This window comes from Streptomyces sp. NPDC001194 (assembly GCF_042896985.1).
Classification (GTDB): domain Bacteria; phylum Actinomycetota; class Actinomycetes; order Streptomycetales; family Streptomycetaceae; genus Streptomyces.
Genome location: NZ_JBIAXU010000003.1, coordinates 482445 through 495864, shown reverse-complemented (window position 1 = coordinate 495864; position 13420 = coordinate 482445). Strand labels below are relative to the sequence as shown.

Genomic DNA, 13420 nt, shown 5'->3' with positions numbered 1-13420 from the left:
TCAGGCCGCGACGAGGTAGGAGAAGACCGACTCGAGGGACTCGTCGGAGGGCGAGACCGTCAGCAGCCGGATGCCGTGCGCACGGGCGACCCGTGGCAGCAGCTCGGTGAAGCGGCCGAAGTCGACGGCCTGGATGCGCAGCGCGCCTTCCTTGAGGTCGACCTCGATGCCCGCGGTGGAGGGGTCGGCGATCAGGGCCGCCGCGAGGGCCCGGTCGTCGGAGGAGCGGACCACGTAGCGGTGCGGGCGGTCCGTCATCAGGCGGCGGATCTTGCGGAAGTCGCCGGATGCGGCGTGCCGGCCGGCGACGACCACCTCGATGTGGGAGGCGAGCTGTTCGACCTCCTCCAGGATGTGCGAGGAGAAGAGCACGGTGCGGCCGTCGTCGCCCATGCGCCGCAGCAGGTCCATGAGCTGCATGCGCTGGCGCGGGTCCATGCCGTTGAACGGCTCGTCGAGGAGCAGCACGGACGGGTCGTGGACGAGGGCCGAGGCCATCTTCACGCGCTGGCGCATGCCCTTGGAGTACGTGGAGATCTTGCGGTCCTGGGCGTACTCCATCTCGACGGTGGCGAGCGCCCGCTGGGCGGCCGCGTCGTCGAGGCCGTGGAGCTCGGCGTTGGCGACGACGAACTCCCGGCCGGTGAGGAAGTCGTACATGGCCTCGCGCTCGGGGACGACGCCGATCTGCCGGTAGACCTTCTCGTTCTGCCAGATCGGCGCGCCGTCGAGGGTGACGGTGCCCGTGGAGGGGGCGAGGAAGCCGCCCATCATGTTGATGAGGGTGGACTTCCCGGCGCCGTTGGGGCCCAGCAGCCCGGTGACGCCGGGGCCGATGTGCATGGTCACGTCGTTGACGGCGACGACGTTCCCGAACCAGCGGGAGGTGTGGTCGATGTCGATGGTGGTCACAGCCCGGCCTTCCGGTAGCGGGCCATCAGAGCGGCGTAGGAGCCGGCGATGAGGCCGAGGACGACGAGCAGGTAGACGAATCCGACACCGGCCGAGGGGCCGTCCCCGCCGGGGAAGGCGGAGGTGGCGCCGAGGAAGGCCGTCTGCACGCCGTCGATCAGGGTGATCGGGGAGAACAGGCCCATCCACTCGATGGGACCGGTCGAGCCGGTGTTGTACGCGATGCCCTGGACGGCGGTCACGGCGCCGTAAGGGATCAGGAGCAGGGCGATGATGGCGGCGACACCGAAGCCCCGGCGCGGGGTGAGCGCGGCCATGATCAGGCCGAGGCCGGCGAACAGCACCGAGAGCAGCAGCACGGAGACCAGTCCCTGGGCGAACCCCTTGGTCTGGTCCGCGAAGTCGAATTTGGCCAGCAGCGCGCCGATCCACATGATCAGCAGCGGGGTGGCGGTGAGGATGAAGAGCGCCGAGGCCATCGCCGCGAACTTGGCGAGGACGTAGTCGACGCGCTCGATCGGCCGTGAGAAGTAGAGCGGCACGGTCTTGAAGCGCAGGTCCCGGGAGACCGACTGCGGTGCCTGCGAGGCGAGGTACAGGCCGATGATCACCTGGGTGGTCAGCGCGTACGTCGTGTACTTGATCGGCAGGCTGGTGGAGCCGGGCACCGCGATGGCGACCGCGACGATGATCAGCGCCGGGACGCACATCACCGCGAAGAGGAGCATCGGGAGGACCTTGGACTTGGCGGACCGGCCGAGTCCGTACGCCCCGCGCAGGGACTGCGAGAACAGCGACTTGCGGGCGTAGGCGCGGCCGAGCCGGGCTCCGTCGTAGGACCGGTAGCCGATGTTGTGGATCTGGGTCGAGGTGTCAGGCGCCATCGGAACCGGCTCCCTTCCGGACGAGCTGCTGCTGGTCGTTGTCGCGGAAGACCTCCGCGATGTGGTGGCGGCGCTGTTCCATGCGGACCAGGCCGAGGCCGAGGTCGGCGACGGTGTCGCGCACGATGTCGTAGGTCTCCTCGCCGGTGGCTTCCAGCAGCAGGATGTGGCCGGCTCCGGGCAGCCCCTGCTCCTCGCCCGCGTGCAGGGTCAGGCCCAGGTCGACGAGCGCCTTGCGCAGGGCGGTGGTGCCGTCCGGGTGGGCGTCGGTGTCGGTGACCTCGACCGCGAGGGTCGTGGTGATCTGGGTGAAGTCGCTCGTGGAGCTGGAGCGCAGCAGCTTGCCGCCGTCGACGACCACGACGTGGTCGCAGGTCCGCTCCAGCTCGCCGAGGAGGTGGGAGGTGACGAGGACGGAGATGCCGAAGTCGGTGTAGACGCGGCGGATCAGGCCGAGCATCTCGTCCCGGCCCACGGGGTCGAGGCCGTTGGTGGGCTCGTCGAGAAGGACCAGCTGGGGGTCGTGGACGAGCGCCTGGGCCAGTTTGACGCGCTGCTTCATGCCCGTGGAGTAGCCGCCGATGGGGCGGTAGCGCTCCTCGTACAGGCCCACGTGGCGCAGGGTGTCGGCGGTCCGCTCGCGGGCGGCGGTCGGCGGGAGTCCGGACATGCGCGCCATGTGCACGACGAACTCGGTGGCCGAGACGTCGGGCGGCAGGCAGTCGTGTTCGGGCATGTAGCCGACGCGTTCGCGGATGGCGCTGCCATGGGTGGCGACATCGAGTCCGAGCACGGCGGCGCGGCCCTCGGTGGCGGGGGACAGTCCAAGCAGGATCTTGATCAGCGTGGACTTGCCGGCTCCGTTGGCACCCACGAGGCCGGTCACTCCGGGCCCGATGTCCAGGGAGAGCCGGTCGATTGCGGTCACTCGGGGGTACCGCTTGCTCAGGCTTTCGGTCGCGATGACAGTCACGGCTTCGACGTTAGTGGTGCGGACCGCGCCGATCGTCAGACCTGGAGCGTCATCCCGTCTCCGCCTTCAGGACTACACACCCTGACGAAAGGCTGATGCGGACCGGTCAAAGCGGACCGGCGAAGCGGACCGTACGCGGTGGATCGGACAAGTTGTCCACAGGTCCGTGCACGACCCTTGACGTGATCTCCGGTCATTGTCACATTCATCAGTGTCAAGTTACGGGCGCGTAGCGCGTACGGCTCTACGGACGGACGGCTGTCATGGCTGCGGACACCAGGCAACGCACCGCGCAACTCTCGCCGGACCTGCGCGGGTTCAGGGAAGTGCAACGCCTCTCGTACGAGTGCGCGGAGACCGTCGCGGCGCAGCTGCGGCCGGGGGTCACCGAGCGCGAGGCGGCGCGGATGCAGCGGGAGTGGCTGCGCGAGCGCGGGGTGCGGGACTGGTTCCACCTGCCGTTCGCGTGGTTCGGGGACCGCACCGCCTTCGCGAACTTCAAGATCCCCCTCCAGTTCTTCCCGACGAACCGGAGGCTGGAGCCGGGGATGCCGTTCATCCTCGACATGGCGCCCGTGTACAAGGGGTACGCGGCCGACATCGGGTACTCGGGCAGCCTCGGGCTGAACCCGGTGCAGGACCGGCTCATGTCCGACCTGCGCGTGCACCGCGAGCTGATCCTGGACCAGGTCCGCGAGCGCCGCCCGCTGCGCGAGATCTACGAGAACGTCGAGCGGCTGATGATCCGCCAGGGGTACGCCAACCGGCACCGGGCCTACCCCTTCGGCGTGATCGCCCACAAGGTGGACCGCGTCAAGGAGCGGCGCTGGTCCCCGACCGCCTTCGGGTTCGGGACGCAGTCCCTCAAGGGGCTGGCCTCCGACGCCCTGCACGGACACCGCGAGGGCTGGTCCCCGCTGTGGAGCCCGTACCGCTTCTCCGACCACCCGCCGCAGCCCGGGCTGTGGGCGGTGGAGCCGCACCTGGGGTTCCGGGGCACCGGTGCGAAGTTCGAGGAGATCCTGGTCGTCACCGACTCGCGGGATCCCGGGGAGAGTGCGTTCTGGCTGGACGACGATCTGCCGCACGTGCGGCGCTGGGCCGAGGAGAGGGCAGCATGAGCGGCATGAGCGGGATCAACGGGTCGGGCCTCGCGGGAGCGCGCGAGCGCCGGGTGAGCACCGGCGGCATCGAGCTGTGCGTCGTCGAGCTCGGCGAGACGGACCGGCCGACCGTGGTGCTCGTGCACGGGTACCCGGACAGCAAGGAGGTCTGGTCGGAGGTCGCGCAGCGGCTGGCGGCCCGCTTCCACGTGGTGCTCTACGACGTGCGCGGCCACGGGCGCTCCACGGCTCCGGTGCCCCTGCGCGGCGGCTTCACCCTGGAGAAGCTGACCGACGACTTCCTGGCGGTGGCGGACGCGGTCAGCCCGGACCGTCCGGTGCACCTGGTCGGCCACGACTGGGGTTCCGTACAGGGCTGGGAGTTCGCGACCGTCGCCCGCACCGAGGGCCGGATCGCCTCCTTCACCTCGATCTCGGGCCCCTCCCTGGACCACTTCGGTCACTGGATCAAGAAACGGATGTCCCGGCCCACCCCGCGCCGGGCCGCGCAGCTCCTCGGCCAGGGCGCCAAGTCCTGGTACGTGTACATGCTGCACACCCCCGTTCTGCCCGAGCTCGCCTGGCGCGGGCCGCTCGGCAAGCGGTGGCCGCGGATGCTGGAGCGCGTGGAGAAGGTCCCGTCCGGCGCCTACCCGACGGCCTCGCTGCCCTCGGACGCGGCGCACGGAGCCTGGCTCTACCGCGACAACGTGCGGCCCCGGATGCGCCGGCCGCGCCCCGACGCGTACGCGCACGTACCCGTCCAGCTGATCACCCCCACCGAGGACGCCTTCCTCTCCGAGCGGCTCTACGACGACCTGGAGCGGTGGGCCCCCGATCTCGTGCGGCGCACCCTGCCCGCCAAGCACTGGGTGCCGCGCACCCGGCCCGACCAGCTGACGGCGTGGATCACGGAGTTCGTCACCGCCCGGGAGGAGCCCGCGACCCGGGCGCCGGAGCAGAAGGCCCCGGGCAGGTACGCCGACCGGTTCGGCGGTCAGCTGGTACTGGTCACGGGCGCCGCCAGCGGCATCGGCCGGGCCACCGCGTTCGCGTTCGCCGAGGCCGGGGCCAGGGTGGTGTGCGTGGACCGGGACGCGGAGGGCGCGGCCCGTACGGCCGACATGGCGCGGCTCGTCGGGGCCCCCGAGGCCTGGGGCGAGTGCGTCGACGTCGCCGACGAGCAGGCGATGGAGAAGCTCGCCGCGAGGACCGCCGCCGAGTACGGCGTCGTGGACGTCCTGGTCAACAACGCCGGGATCGGCCTCTCGGGGCCCTTCCTGGAGACCACCTCGGAGGACTGGAAGAAGGTCCTCGACGTCAACCTGTGGGGTGTCATCCACGGCTGCCGGATCTTCGGCCGGCAGATGGCCGAGCGCGGCCAGGGCGGCCACATCGTCAACACCGCCTCCGCCGCCGCCTACCTGCCGTCCAAGACCCTGCCCGCGTACAGCACGTCGAAGGCCGCCGTGCTGATGCTGAGCGAATGCCTGCGCGCCGAGCTCGCCTCGCAGTCGATCGGCGTCTCCGCGATCTGCCCCGGCATCGTCAACACCAACATCACCGCCACCTCGCGCTTCGCCGGGGTGGACGCGGCGGAGGAGAAGCGTCGCCAGGAGCGCTCCTCGCGGCTGTACGGGCTGCGCAACTTCCCGCCGGAGAAGGTCGCCGAGGCGATCCTGCGGGCGGTGGTGCGCAACGAGGCCGTGGTGCCGGTGACCCCCGAGTCGAAGGGCGCCCTGTGGATGTCCCGGTTCGCGCCGGGCGCCCTGCGGCGGCTGGCGCAACTGGAGCCCCGGCTGTGAGCGCGACAGAGCCCGGCACGGCCATATCCCGCTCCTTCCTGCGGTCGTACCATCCCTGGCAGGAGGTCTCGCTGCGCAGGGCGGTCGAGTGCCTTGCGGCTTCGCCTGCCGCCCGGGCCGCGGCGGCCGCGGGCGGCCGAGCCGCCATGTCGTAGGGAGCCGGGATTGTCAGAACAGGCGGTGGCCGAGTACCGGATCGAGGATCTCGCGCACCACAGCGGGGCGACGGTGCGCACCATCAGGGCGTACCAGGACCGCGGGCTGCTGCCGAAGCCGGAGCGGCGCGGCCGCTCCAACGTCTACCGGGACACGCATCTGGCGCGGCTGCGCCAGATCGCCGATCTGCTGGACCGCGGCTACACCCTGGCCTCCATCAAGGAGCTGCTGGAGGCCTGGGACGCCGGGCGCGGGCTCGGCGGGGTGCTGGGGCTCGTCGCCGAGGTGCACGGGCCGTGGACCGACGAGGAGGCCGCGCGCATCAGCCGGGCCGAGCTGAACGAGCGGTTCGGCGGCCTGCCCGACGACGACGCGGTGGCCGAGGCCTGCGAGCTGGGTGTGCTGGAGGCGATCCCGGGGCGCCCGGACGAGTTCCTGGTGCCCTCCCCGCAGGAGCTGACGGTGGCCGCCGAGCTGTACGCGGCCGGGGTACCGCTGTCGGCGATCACCGGGCACCTGCGGGAGCTGCGCGGGCAGGTGGAGCACATCGCCTCGCGCTTCCTGGAGTTCACCACCGAGCACGTCTTCGCCCGCTACCTCGGGGAGGTCCCGCCGACGGACGCGGACGCGGCGGAGGCGGCGACGATGGTACGGAGACTGCGGCCCCTGGCCCAGCAGACGGTGGACGCCGAGCTGGCCCGGGCGATGCGGCTGTTCGCGACCCGGCATCTACAGAGCCACCTGGGGGCGGCCGGGGCCCCGCAGCCCTCGGGTCCCGCGTCGGTGGCCCTGCCGGCGGAGACGGTACGGGCGGTGCAGGAGCTGGTCGGCGCCGAGTACGTGGGGGAGTTCGTCCGGGCCGCGACGGAGCGGGAACTCCAGGCCCGGACGATGAACGAGCTGGCCCGCCGGGGCGGCGGGTAACGGCCTGCGGCATCCGGTCAGTAGTCCACAGGGCGGATCACCCGTTTGCCCCCAAAACCAACCCAACCAGCTGTGGACAAGTCGGTGTTGCCTGTGGGCAACTCTGTGGACGGTCCTGTGGAAGCCCGTGTGGCCGGGTCAGCCGATGGTCTCGTACGCGGGGCCCACCGGGCTGACGGCGCCGGCGGGCCCGGTGACTCCGACGACATCCGCCGGGGCCACTTGATCACCGCGCCGGGTGCTCCCGTACAGGAGGGCGGCGAGGGCCAGGCCCAGGACGCCGCCGACCACCTGGGCCGCGACGAACCCGGGCAGCGACTGCGGGGCGATCCCGGTGAAGGAGTCACTGAAGGCGCGCCCGATGGTGCCCGCCGGGTTGGCGAAGGAGCCGGACGAGGTGAACCAGATCGCGGCGGCGATGTACGCGGCGACCGCGGTCGGGATCAGCTTCGGGCGCCCGATGCGCTCCAGGCCCTGGATGACGAGGACGAGCCCGGCGGTGGCGACGATCTCGCCGACGAGCAGGTGGCCGCCGGCCCGGATCTGCGTGGAGAAGGTGCCGGGTGCACGGCCGAACATCACCTCGGCGAGGACGGCCCCGCCGATGGCACCGGCGGTCTGGGCGGCGGTGTAGACGAGGGCCTCCCGGCCGCCGAGCCCCTCGCCGCCGGTCCGCCGGGCCCACCAGGAGGTGAGGGTGACGACCGGGTTGAGGTGGGCCCCGGACAGCGGCCCGAAGAGGGTGATGATCAGGCCGAGGCCGATGGCCGAGGCGAGCGAGTTGGCGACGAGGGCCACACCGGTGTCACGGCTGAGGTCGGCGGCTTGGATACCGGAACCGATCACGACCACGAGAAGGCCGGCGGTGCCGACGAGCTCGGCGACCGCGCGGCGCGGCAGGGAAGCGTGGATTGTCATGGGTTCTCCCCCTGGGCAGCAGTACAGCGGAAAATGTATTCCGTATCTTGGAAACGCGATAGAGGGTGTCCCACAGTGGCCCGGACCGGCGGAGCGCCGAAAAATCCCTGCTCGCCCCCCGCCCGACCCGGCAAGCTGGGTCCATGGACGACAGACGCACCGTGAAGGTGTCCAAATACGTCTCGAAACATCTGCGGCATCAGCCGGAACGCATCGGACTGGTGCTCGATCCCCAGGGCTGGGTGGAGATCGACGATCTCCTCCACGCGGCCGCCGCCCACCGCTTCCCCATCAGCCGGGCCGAGCTCGACCACGTCGTGGCGGCCAACGACAAGCAGCGGTTCGCCGTCGAAGGCACCCGCATCCGCGCCAACCAGGGCCACACCGTTCCCGTGGACCTGGACCTGCCGGAGGCCGAACCGCCCGCGTACCTCTACCACGGCACCGTGGCCGCCGCCCTGGACGCGATCCGCGCCGAAGGCCTGCGCCCCATGGCCCGCCACCACGTCCACCTGTCCCCCGACCGGGAGACCGCGACCCGCGTGGGCGCGCGCCGCGGCCGGCCCGTCGTGCTCTCCGTGGACGCCGGGGCGATGCGCGCGGCCGGGCACGTGTTCCGGATCAGCGCCAACGGGGTGTGGCTGGCGGAGGCCGTGCCGCCGCAATTCCTGCGCTTCTCCTAGCCCGGGAATTCAAGACGAGATTGTCAGATCATCCCCCTACTCTGTTCCTCATTCCGATCCGTGAGGGGGGTACCTCGCGATCGCCGAACCATCCATGCGCGTATGCGAGGTGACGCCCCATGACGTCCACGTCCTCTTCCTCCACCCCTTCCGATCCTTCCGCCAACAGCTTCCAAGTCGATCTGCGCGGCCTGGTCGACCTGCTCTCCCACCACCTCTACTCCAGCCCGCGCGTCTACGTCCGCGAGCTGCTGCAGAACGCGGTGGACGCCGTCACCGCCCGCCAGGCACTCGACCCGCAGGCGGAGATCCGCATCCGCCTGTCCGCCTCCGCGGGCCGGGTGACCATCGAGGACAGCGGCATCGGCCTGACCGCCGCCGAGGCCCACTCCCTCCTCGCCACCATCGGCCGCAGCTCCAAGCGCGGCGGCGACCACGGCCTCGAGACCACCCGCCGGGAGTTCCTCGGCCAGTTCGGCATCGGCCTGCTCGCCTGCTTCGTCGTGGCCCGCCAGATCCGCGTCGTCACCCGTTCCGCCCGCGACCCCCAGGCCGCGCCCGTCGAATGGCTGGCCACGGACGACGGCTCGTACACCGTCCGCGAACTGCCCGACGAGGCCCGCCGGGAGCCCGGCACCACCGTGATCCTCCAAGCCCGCCCGGGCGCCGAGGAGTGGACCGTCCCCGCCAGGGTCGAGCAGCTGGCCCGCGACTACGGCTCCCTGCTCCCCTACGACATCACCTTCACCGAGGGCGAGCGCGAGGGCGCCGCGGGCGGCGAGCCGCGGGGCATCACCGACCGGCCCGCCGTGTGGGACCGCCCCTTCCCCACTCCCGCCGCGCGCCGCGTCGCGCTCGCCGGCCACTGCTCGCAGCTCTTCGGCTTCACCCCGCTCGACAGCATCGACCTCGACCTGCCCGTCGCCGGGGTGCGCGGAGTGGCGTACGTCCTGCCCGAGCCGACCAGCCCCGCCCACCGGGCCGGACACCGCGTCCACCTCAAGGGCATGCTGCTCACCGACCACGCCGACAACCTGCTGCCGGACTGGGCGTTCTTCGTCCGCGCGGTCATCGACACGGACACCCTGCGGCCCACCGCCTCGCGCGAGAACCTGTACGACGACGAGACCCTGTCCGCCGTACGGGAGGCCCTCGGCGCCCGGGTCCGGGCCTGGCTCGCCGAGCTCGCCGCGAGCGAACCGGAGCGCCTGGCCGCCTTCCTGAGCGTCCACCACCTCGGCGTGAAGTCCCTGGCCCGGCACGACGCCGAGCTGCTCGGCCTGATGCTGCCCTGGCTGCCGTTCGAGACGAGCGAGGGCTCGATGAGCCTCCAGGAGTTCACGGCGGCCCACACCGAGATCCACTTCACGCGCACCGTCGAGGAGTTCCGTCAGATCGCCCCGATCGCGGCGGCCCACGGCCTCGGCGTCATCAACGCCGGATACACCTACGACGCCGACCTGCTCGCCCTGCTGCCCGCCGTCCGGCCGGACCTCAAGGTCACGGAGCTGGACGCCGGGGCCGTCACCGAACGCCTCGACCCGGTCCCGACCTCTGCCGAACTGGCCCTCGCGCCCTTCCTGTCCACGGCCCGCACCCGGCTGGAGGCGCAGGGCTGCGATGTCGTGCTGCGTGCCTTCCAGCCCGTGTCCGTCCCCGCGCTCTACCTCGACGACCGCCAGGCCCGGCAGGAGCGCGACCGCACCGCGGCGCTGGACAGCGCCGACTCCCTGTGGAGCGGAATCCTCGGCGCGCTGCGCGGCTCCGCACCGCGTGCCCGCCTGGTGCTCAACCACAACAACCCGCTGATCCGCCGGATCTCGGCCCTGCCCGACGAAGCGCTGACCGGCACCGCCGTCGAATCGCTCTACGGGCAGGCGTTGCTGATGTCCCAGCGGCCGCTGCGCCCCGCCGACTCCACGCTGCTCAACCGGGCCTTCCTCGGGCTCCTGGAATGGGCGACCCACTCCACCGACTCCCCGGAGGGACAGAAGTGACCATGCTGACGCGCGAGGAGATCGAGCAGGGGCTGGCCGAGAACAAGAGCTCCCCGAACGGAGCCGCGCGCAACGCGCACGCCGAGGCGCTCGTGGGCGCGGCGGAGGCGGTCGGTGACGGGGCCCTGTTCCGTACCGCCCTGGACAACCTGATCAACGCCTACCTCTGGAGCGCCGAGTCCTCCAAGATGCTGGTGCCCTTCGCCCGGCTGCTCCAGGAGTACGACAAGGACCCCGCCTCCTTCGACCGGTGGGACGCCCACTCGCTGTTCTGGCAGTTCAAGTGGGTGGCCACGGCCATCAGCGATTCCCCTGAGATCCCGCTGGAGTCCGCCGTCGGCTGGCTGGACGAGATGGAGCGCCGCTACCGGATCGCCGGCTACAGCGAGCGGCCGGTGCGCGAGGCCGAGCTGTGGCTCGCCGACGCGATCGGCGAGGACGACCGGGCCGAGCGGGCCCACCGCGCCTGGCTGGCGGCCGACCGCGACGACATGAGCGACTGCCACGCCTGCGAGCTCAACGGCCAGGGCGCGTACGCCGTGCTGCGCGGGGACGACGCCCGGGCCCTGGAGCTCTGGCAGCCCGTCCTGGCGGGCGAGCGGACCTGCGCCGAGGAACCCCACCGGCTGCTGGCCACCTCGCTCCTTCCCCTGCTGCGCCTGGGCCGCTTCGACGAGGCCCGTTCGCACCACGTACGCGGCTACCGCATGGCCCGCGGCAACGAGAGCCTGCTGCCCTCGATCGGCAAGCACATCGAGTTCTGCGCCCTGAGCGGCAACGAGTCGCGCGGCCTGGAGATCCTCGCCGAGCACGCCGCCCACATGAGCCCGCTGGTCAACGTCGACGACCAGATGGCCTTCCACGGCGGCATCCTGGTACTGCTGCGCCGGCTGACGGAGCTGGGGCACGGCCAGAGCCCGGCCGTCCCCTACGAGGGCGTCCCGCACACGGTCTCCGAACTGTACGAGGTGCTGCGCGCGGACTCGCTCGAGATCGCCCGCCGGTTCGACGCCCGCAACGGCACCACCCGGGTCTCCGACCGCTTCCTGGCCCGGATCGGGCGGGAGCCGCTGGTCGGCGTACTGCCGCTGGGGGTGCGCAGCAGCGCGCTGCCGCGGCCGACCGCCGGCGTGAGCGCGGTTGCGGCCGCGACCGTGCCCGCGCCGCCCGCGGCCGATGTCGAGGAGCTGGTGGAACGCGCCCGGCAGGCCCGGGAACAGCGGCACCCGGCGGCGGACGCGCTCTGGGCCGAGATCGGCGTACGGGTGGACGCGCGCCCGGAGGACGAGGTGGACCCGCTGCTCGCGGCCGACGTCGCGGACCAGCGGGCCCTGACGGCGGCGCGCGGCGGGGCCGCGAACGCGGCCGAGCTGCTGGAGGCGGTCCGCGACCGCTACCGCGAGCTCGGCCGGTCGGAGCGCGCCGCACTGGCCGAGCTGCGGCTGGCCAGCGCGGCCGCGCAGTCCGGCGCCGAACCGCAGCGGATCCGCGAGCTGCTGACGGCGGCGCTGAAGGCCGCCGAGGCACTGGACGCGGACGAGCCGCTGCGCGGGCGCCGGATCGCACTGGCGGAGCTGTCGTCGATCCGCGTGGAGTCGTACCTGCGCTCGGTGGAGGCCGGCCCCGGGCACGAGCACCTCCACGAACCGGGTCAGGACCACGGGCACGGTGAGCTGGCGGCCGAACTCGACGCCTTCGTCGCCGCCTACGAGCAGGATCTGCCCGATCTGGCGGCCGAGGCCGAGGAGATGCTGGGCCGCGTCGCGCTGTCACAGGGTGATCCCGAGCGGGCCCTGCCGCTCCTGGCCGCGTCCGCGGCGCGCGCGGTGTCGGCCGGTCTGCCCTGGCAGGCGGTGGACGCGCTGGTGCTGCGGGCCGGTGTGCTGATGTCCGTGGAGCGGCCCGAGGAGGCCGAGGAGGCGGCGCGTTCCGCGCTGGAGCATGCCGCGGAGGTGACGGAGGCGGAGACGCAGGGCGTCGTACGGCTCACCCTCGCGGACATCCTGCTGCGCCGGACCGGTGCCGCGGCGGAAGCGGCCGAGCACGCCCTCACCGCGGCGCACTGGTTCGACCAGGCGGGTCTGACCGCCGACGGCGGGGCGCAGGCCCGGCTGGTGCTGGCCCGGGCGTACGCGCGGGAGGGCCGGCACGCCGACGCGGCGGAGGTGTTGCAGTCGACCCTGCCCGATCTGCTGGAGCACGGCGAGGGACAGGCCGTGTCCGTACGGGAGTTCCTCGGCGATCTGCTGCGACAGCTGGGCGACTCCCGGGCGGCGGCGGAGCAGTACCTGCTGGCGGCGGAGGTGGCCAAGGGCTGGGAGGACACCCGCCCGCAGGCCGCACTGGCGCAGGCGGCCGCGGAACAGCTGTCCGCCGCGCGCCTGGACCAGGAGGCACGGGCCGCGTACGAGCGCTCCCTGGAGCTGTACCGGGTGACGGGGGACGCCCCGGTCGCCGAGGTACGGATCCTGCGCTCCCTGGCCTGGATGGCTCCGCGCGGGGACGCCAACGAGGCGGCGTGGGCGCGGGCGCGGGACCTGATGGACCAGGCCGCCGCGGTCCTGGACGTCGCTCTGGCCGAGGTCGCGCCGACCGGGAGCGGGGAAGCCGGGGAGGACCGGGCCGCCGCGCAGTTGAGGGGGGAGCTCGCCCAGACCTGGCTGCAGCTGGCGCAGCTGCTCGACTGGCGGGTCACCTCGTACGAGCAGACCGAAGAGGAGGACGAGGACGGCGAGGACGGCGGGGGCGGCGGGGACGGCGGGGGTTCTCGTCGCGTCGAGGTGGACACCGAGGCGCTGCGGCTGGAGGAGATCGAACTGACCGCGCGGGCCGGTGACCTCTACGCGGAACTGGGCCGGGAGCATCTGGGGGACCGGCTCCAGTGCGTGCAGTACGCCGCCTGGACCGAGCAGGAGATCGGTCGCGAAGAGGCGGGGGCCGCTCGGCTCGCAGCACTGATCGAGGAGTTCCGGGCCATGCCCGAGGGGGTCCCGGACGAGCTGCTGGAGCGCGCCCAGTCCTCCCTGGACAGCCTGCGGTCCTGAGCGGGGATGGCCCCCGTCGCC

Annotated in this window: 11 protein-coding genes; 7 read left to right on the top strand and 4 right to left on the bottom strand. The window is 72.4% G+C overall.

The features are described 5' to 3' along the window. The 3 genes from ACFY1T_RS10315 to ACFY1T_RS10305 are packed head-to-tail and all read right to left on the bottom strand — an operon-like array spanning position 1 to position 2769. On the bottom strand, positions 1-912 hold the full coding sequence (locus ACFY1T_RS10315) for an ABC transporter ATP-binding protein (protein ID WP_390787781.1): 912 nt from the start codon (positions 910-912) through the stop codon (positions 1-3). After that, positions 909-1796 (bottom strand): ABC transporter permease subunit, encoded by an 888-nt coding sequence (locus ACFY1T_RS10310; protein WP_030857810.1) that lies wholly within the window; start codon positions 1794-1796, stop codon positions 909-911. Before ACFY1T_RS10310 ends, ACFY1T_RS10315 begins: the two co-directional genes overlap by 4 nt. Then, positions 1786-2769, bottom strand: a complete 984-nt coding sequence (locus ACFY1T_RS10305; RefSeq protein WP_390787780.1) for an ABC transporter ATP-binding protein — start codon at positions 2767-2769, stop codon at positions 1786-1788. The genes ACFY1T_RS10310 and ACFY1T_RS10305 overlap by 11 nt, the downstream gene beginning before the upstream one ends. A gap of 263 nt (positions 2770-3032) precedes the next feature. On the opposite strand from ACFY1T_RS10305, the gene ACFY1T_RS10300 reads away from it, so the two are divergent. Genes ACFY1T_RS10300 through ACFY1T_RS10285 form a run of 4 tightly spaced genes read left to right on the top strand, consistent with a single transcriptional unit; the run spans position 3033 to position 6757 of the window. After that, positions 3033-3890 carry a M24 family metallopeptidase gene (locus ACFY1T_RS10300; protein WP_390787779.1) on the top strand — a complete coding sequence of 286 codons (858 nt, stop codon included), beginning with the start codon at positions 3033-3035 and terminating at the stop codon, positions 3888-3890. 5 nt (positions 3891-3895) lie between these two features. Next, positions 3896-5677: an SDR family oxidoreductase gene (locus ACFY1T_RS10295; RefSeq protein ID WP_390787904.1), complete on the top strand. Its 1782-nt coding sequence runs from the start codon at positions 3896-3898 to the stop codon at positions 5675-5677. After that, positions 5674-5832 carry a hypothetical protein gene (locus tag ACFY1T_RS10290; RefSeq protein WP_390787778.1) on the top strand — a complete coding sequence of 53 codons (159 nt, stop codon included), beginning with the start codon at positions 5674-5676 and terminating at the stop codon, positions 5830-5832. Before ACFY1T_RS10295 ends, ACFY1T_RS10290 begins: the two co-directional genes overlap by 4 nt. A 10-nt stretch (positions 5833-5842) precedes the next feature. Beyond that, complete coding sequence (locus tag ACFY1T_RS10285) at positions 5843-6757, top strand: MerR family transcriptional regulator (RefSeq protein ID WP_390787777.1); 915 nt, start codon at positions 5843-5845, stop codon at positions 6755-6757. Between the two features lie 138 nt (positions 6758-6895). On the opposite strand, the gene ACFY1T_RS10280 is transcribed toward ACFY1T_RS10285, so the two are convergent. Further along, positions 6896-7675: an aquaporin gene (locus ACFY1T_RS10280; protein ID WP_390787776.1), complete on the bottom strand. Its 780-nt coding sequence runs from the start codon at positions 7673-7675 to the stop codon at positions 6896-6898. Between the two features lie 143 nt (positions 7676-7818). Here ACFY1T_RS10280 and ACFY1T_RS10275 point away from each other — a divergent pair, with 143 nt between their 5' ends. From ACFY1T_RS10275 to ACFY1T_RS10265, 3 genes are all read left to right on the top strand, one after another. After that, positions 7819-8358, top strand: coding sequence for an RNA 2'-phosphotransferase (locus ACFY1T_RS10275; protein ID WP_030857801.1), 540 nt, complete (start codon positions 7819-7821; stop codon positions 8356-8358). 119 nt (positions 8359-8477) lie between these two features. Then, positions 8478-10355: an HSP90 family protein gene (locus ACFY1T_RS10270; RefSeq protein WP_390787775.1), complete on the top strand. Its 1878-nt coding sequence runs from the start codon at positions 8478-8480 to the stop codon at positions 10353-10355. Continuing rightward, positions 10352-13399, top strand: coding sequence for a tetratricopeptide repeat protein (locus ACFY1T_RS10265; protein ID WP_390787774.1), 3048 nt, complete (start codon positions 10352-10354; stop codon positions 13397-13399). The genes ACFY1T_RS10270 and ACFY1T_RS10265 overlap by 4 nt, the downstream gene beginning before the upstream one ends. Positions 13400-13420 lie beyond the last annotated feature (21 nt).

What these genes read in the sequence shown, in the direction of transcription:
- ACFY1T_RS10310 (WP_030857810.1), bottom strand. Translation starts at nt 1,796, where the DNA reads ATGGCGCCTGACACCTCGACCCAGATCCACAACATCGGCTACCGGTCC.
- ACFY1T_RS10300 (WP_390787779.1), top strand. Translation starts at nt 3,033, where the DNA reads ATGGCTGCGGACACCAGGCAACGCACCGCGCAACTCTCGCCGGACCTG.
- ACFY1T_RS10295 (WP_390787904.1), top strand. Translation starts at nt 3,896, where the DNA reads ATGAGCGGGATCAACGGGTCGGGCCTCGCGGGAGCGCGCGAGCGCCGG.
- ACFY1T_RS10280 (WP_390787776.1), bottom strand. Translation starts at nt 7,675, where the DNA reads ATGACAATCCACGCTTCCCTGCCGCGCCGCGCGGTCGCCGAGCTCGTC.
- ACFY1T_RS10275 (WP_030857801.1), top strand. Translation starts at nt 7,819, where the DNA reads ATGGACGACAGACGCACCGTGAAGGTGTCCAAATACGTCTCGAAACAT.
- ACFY1T_RS10270 (WP_390787775.1), top strand. Translation starts at nt 8,478, where the DNA reads ATGACGTCCACGTCCTCTTCCTCCACCCCTTCCGATCCTTCCGCCAAC.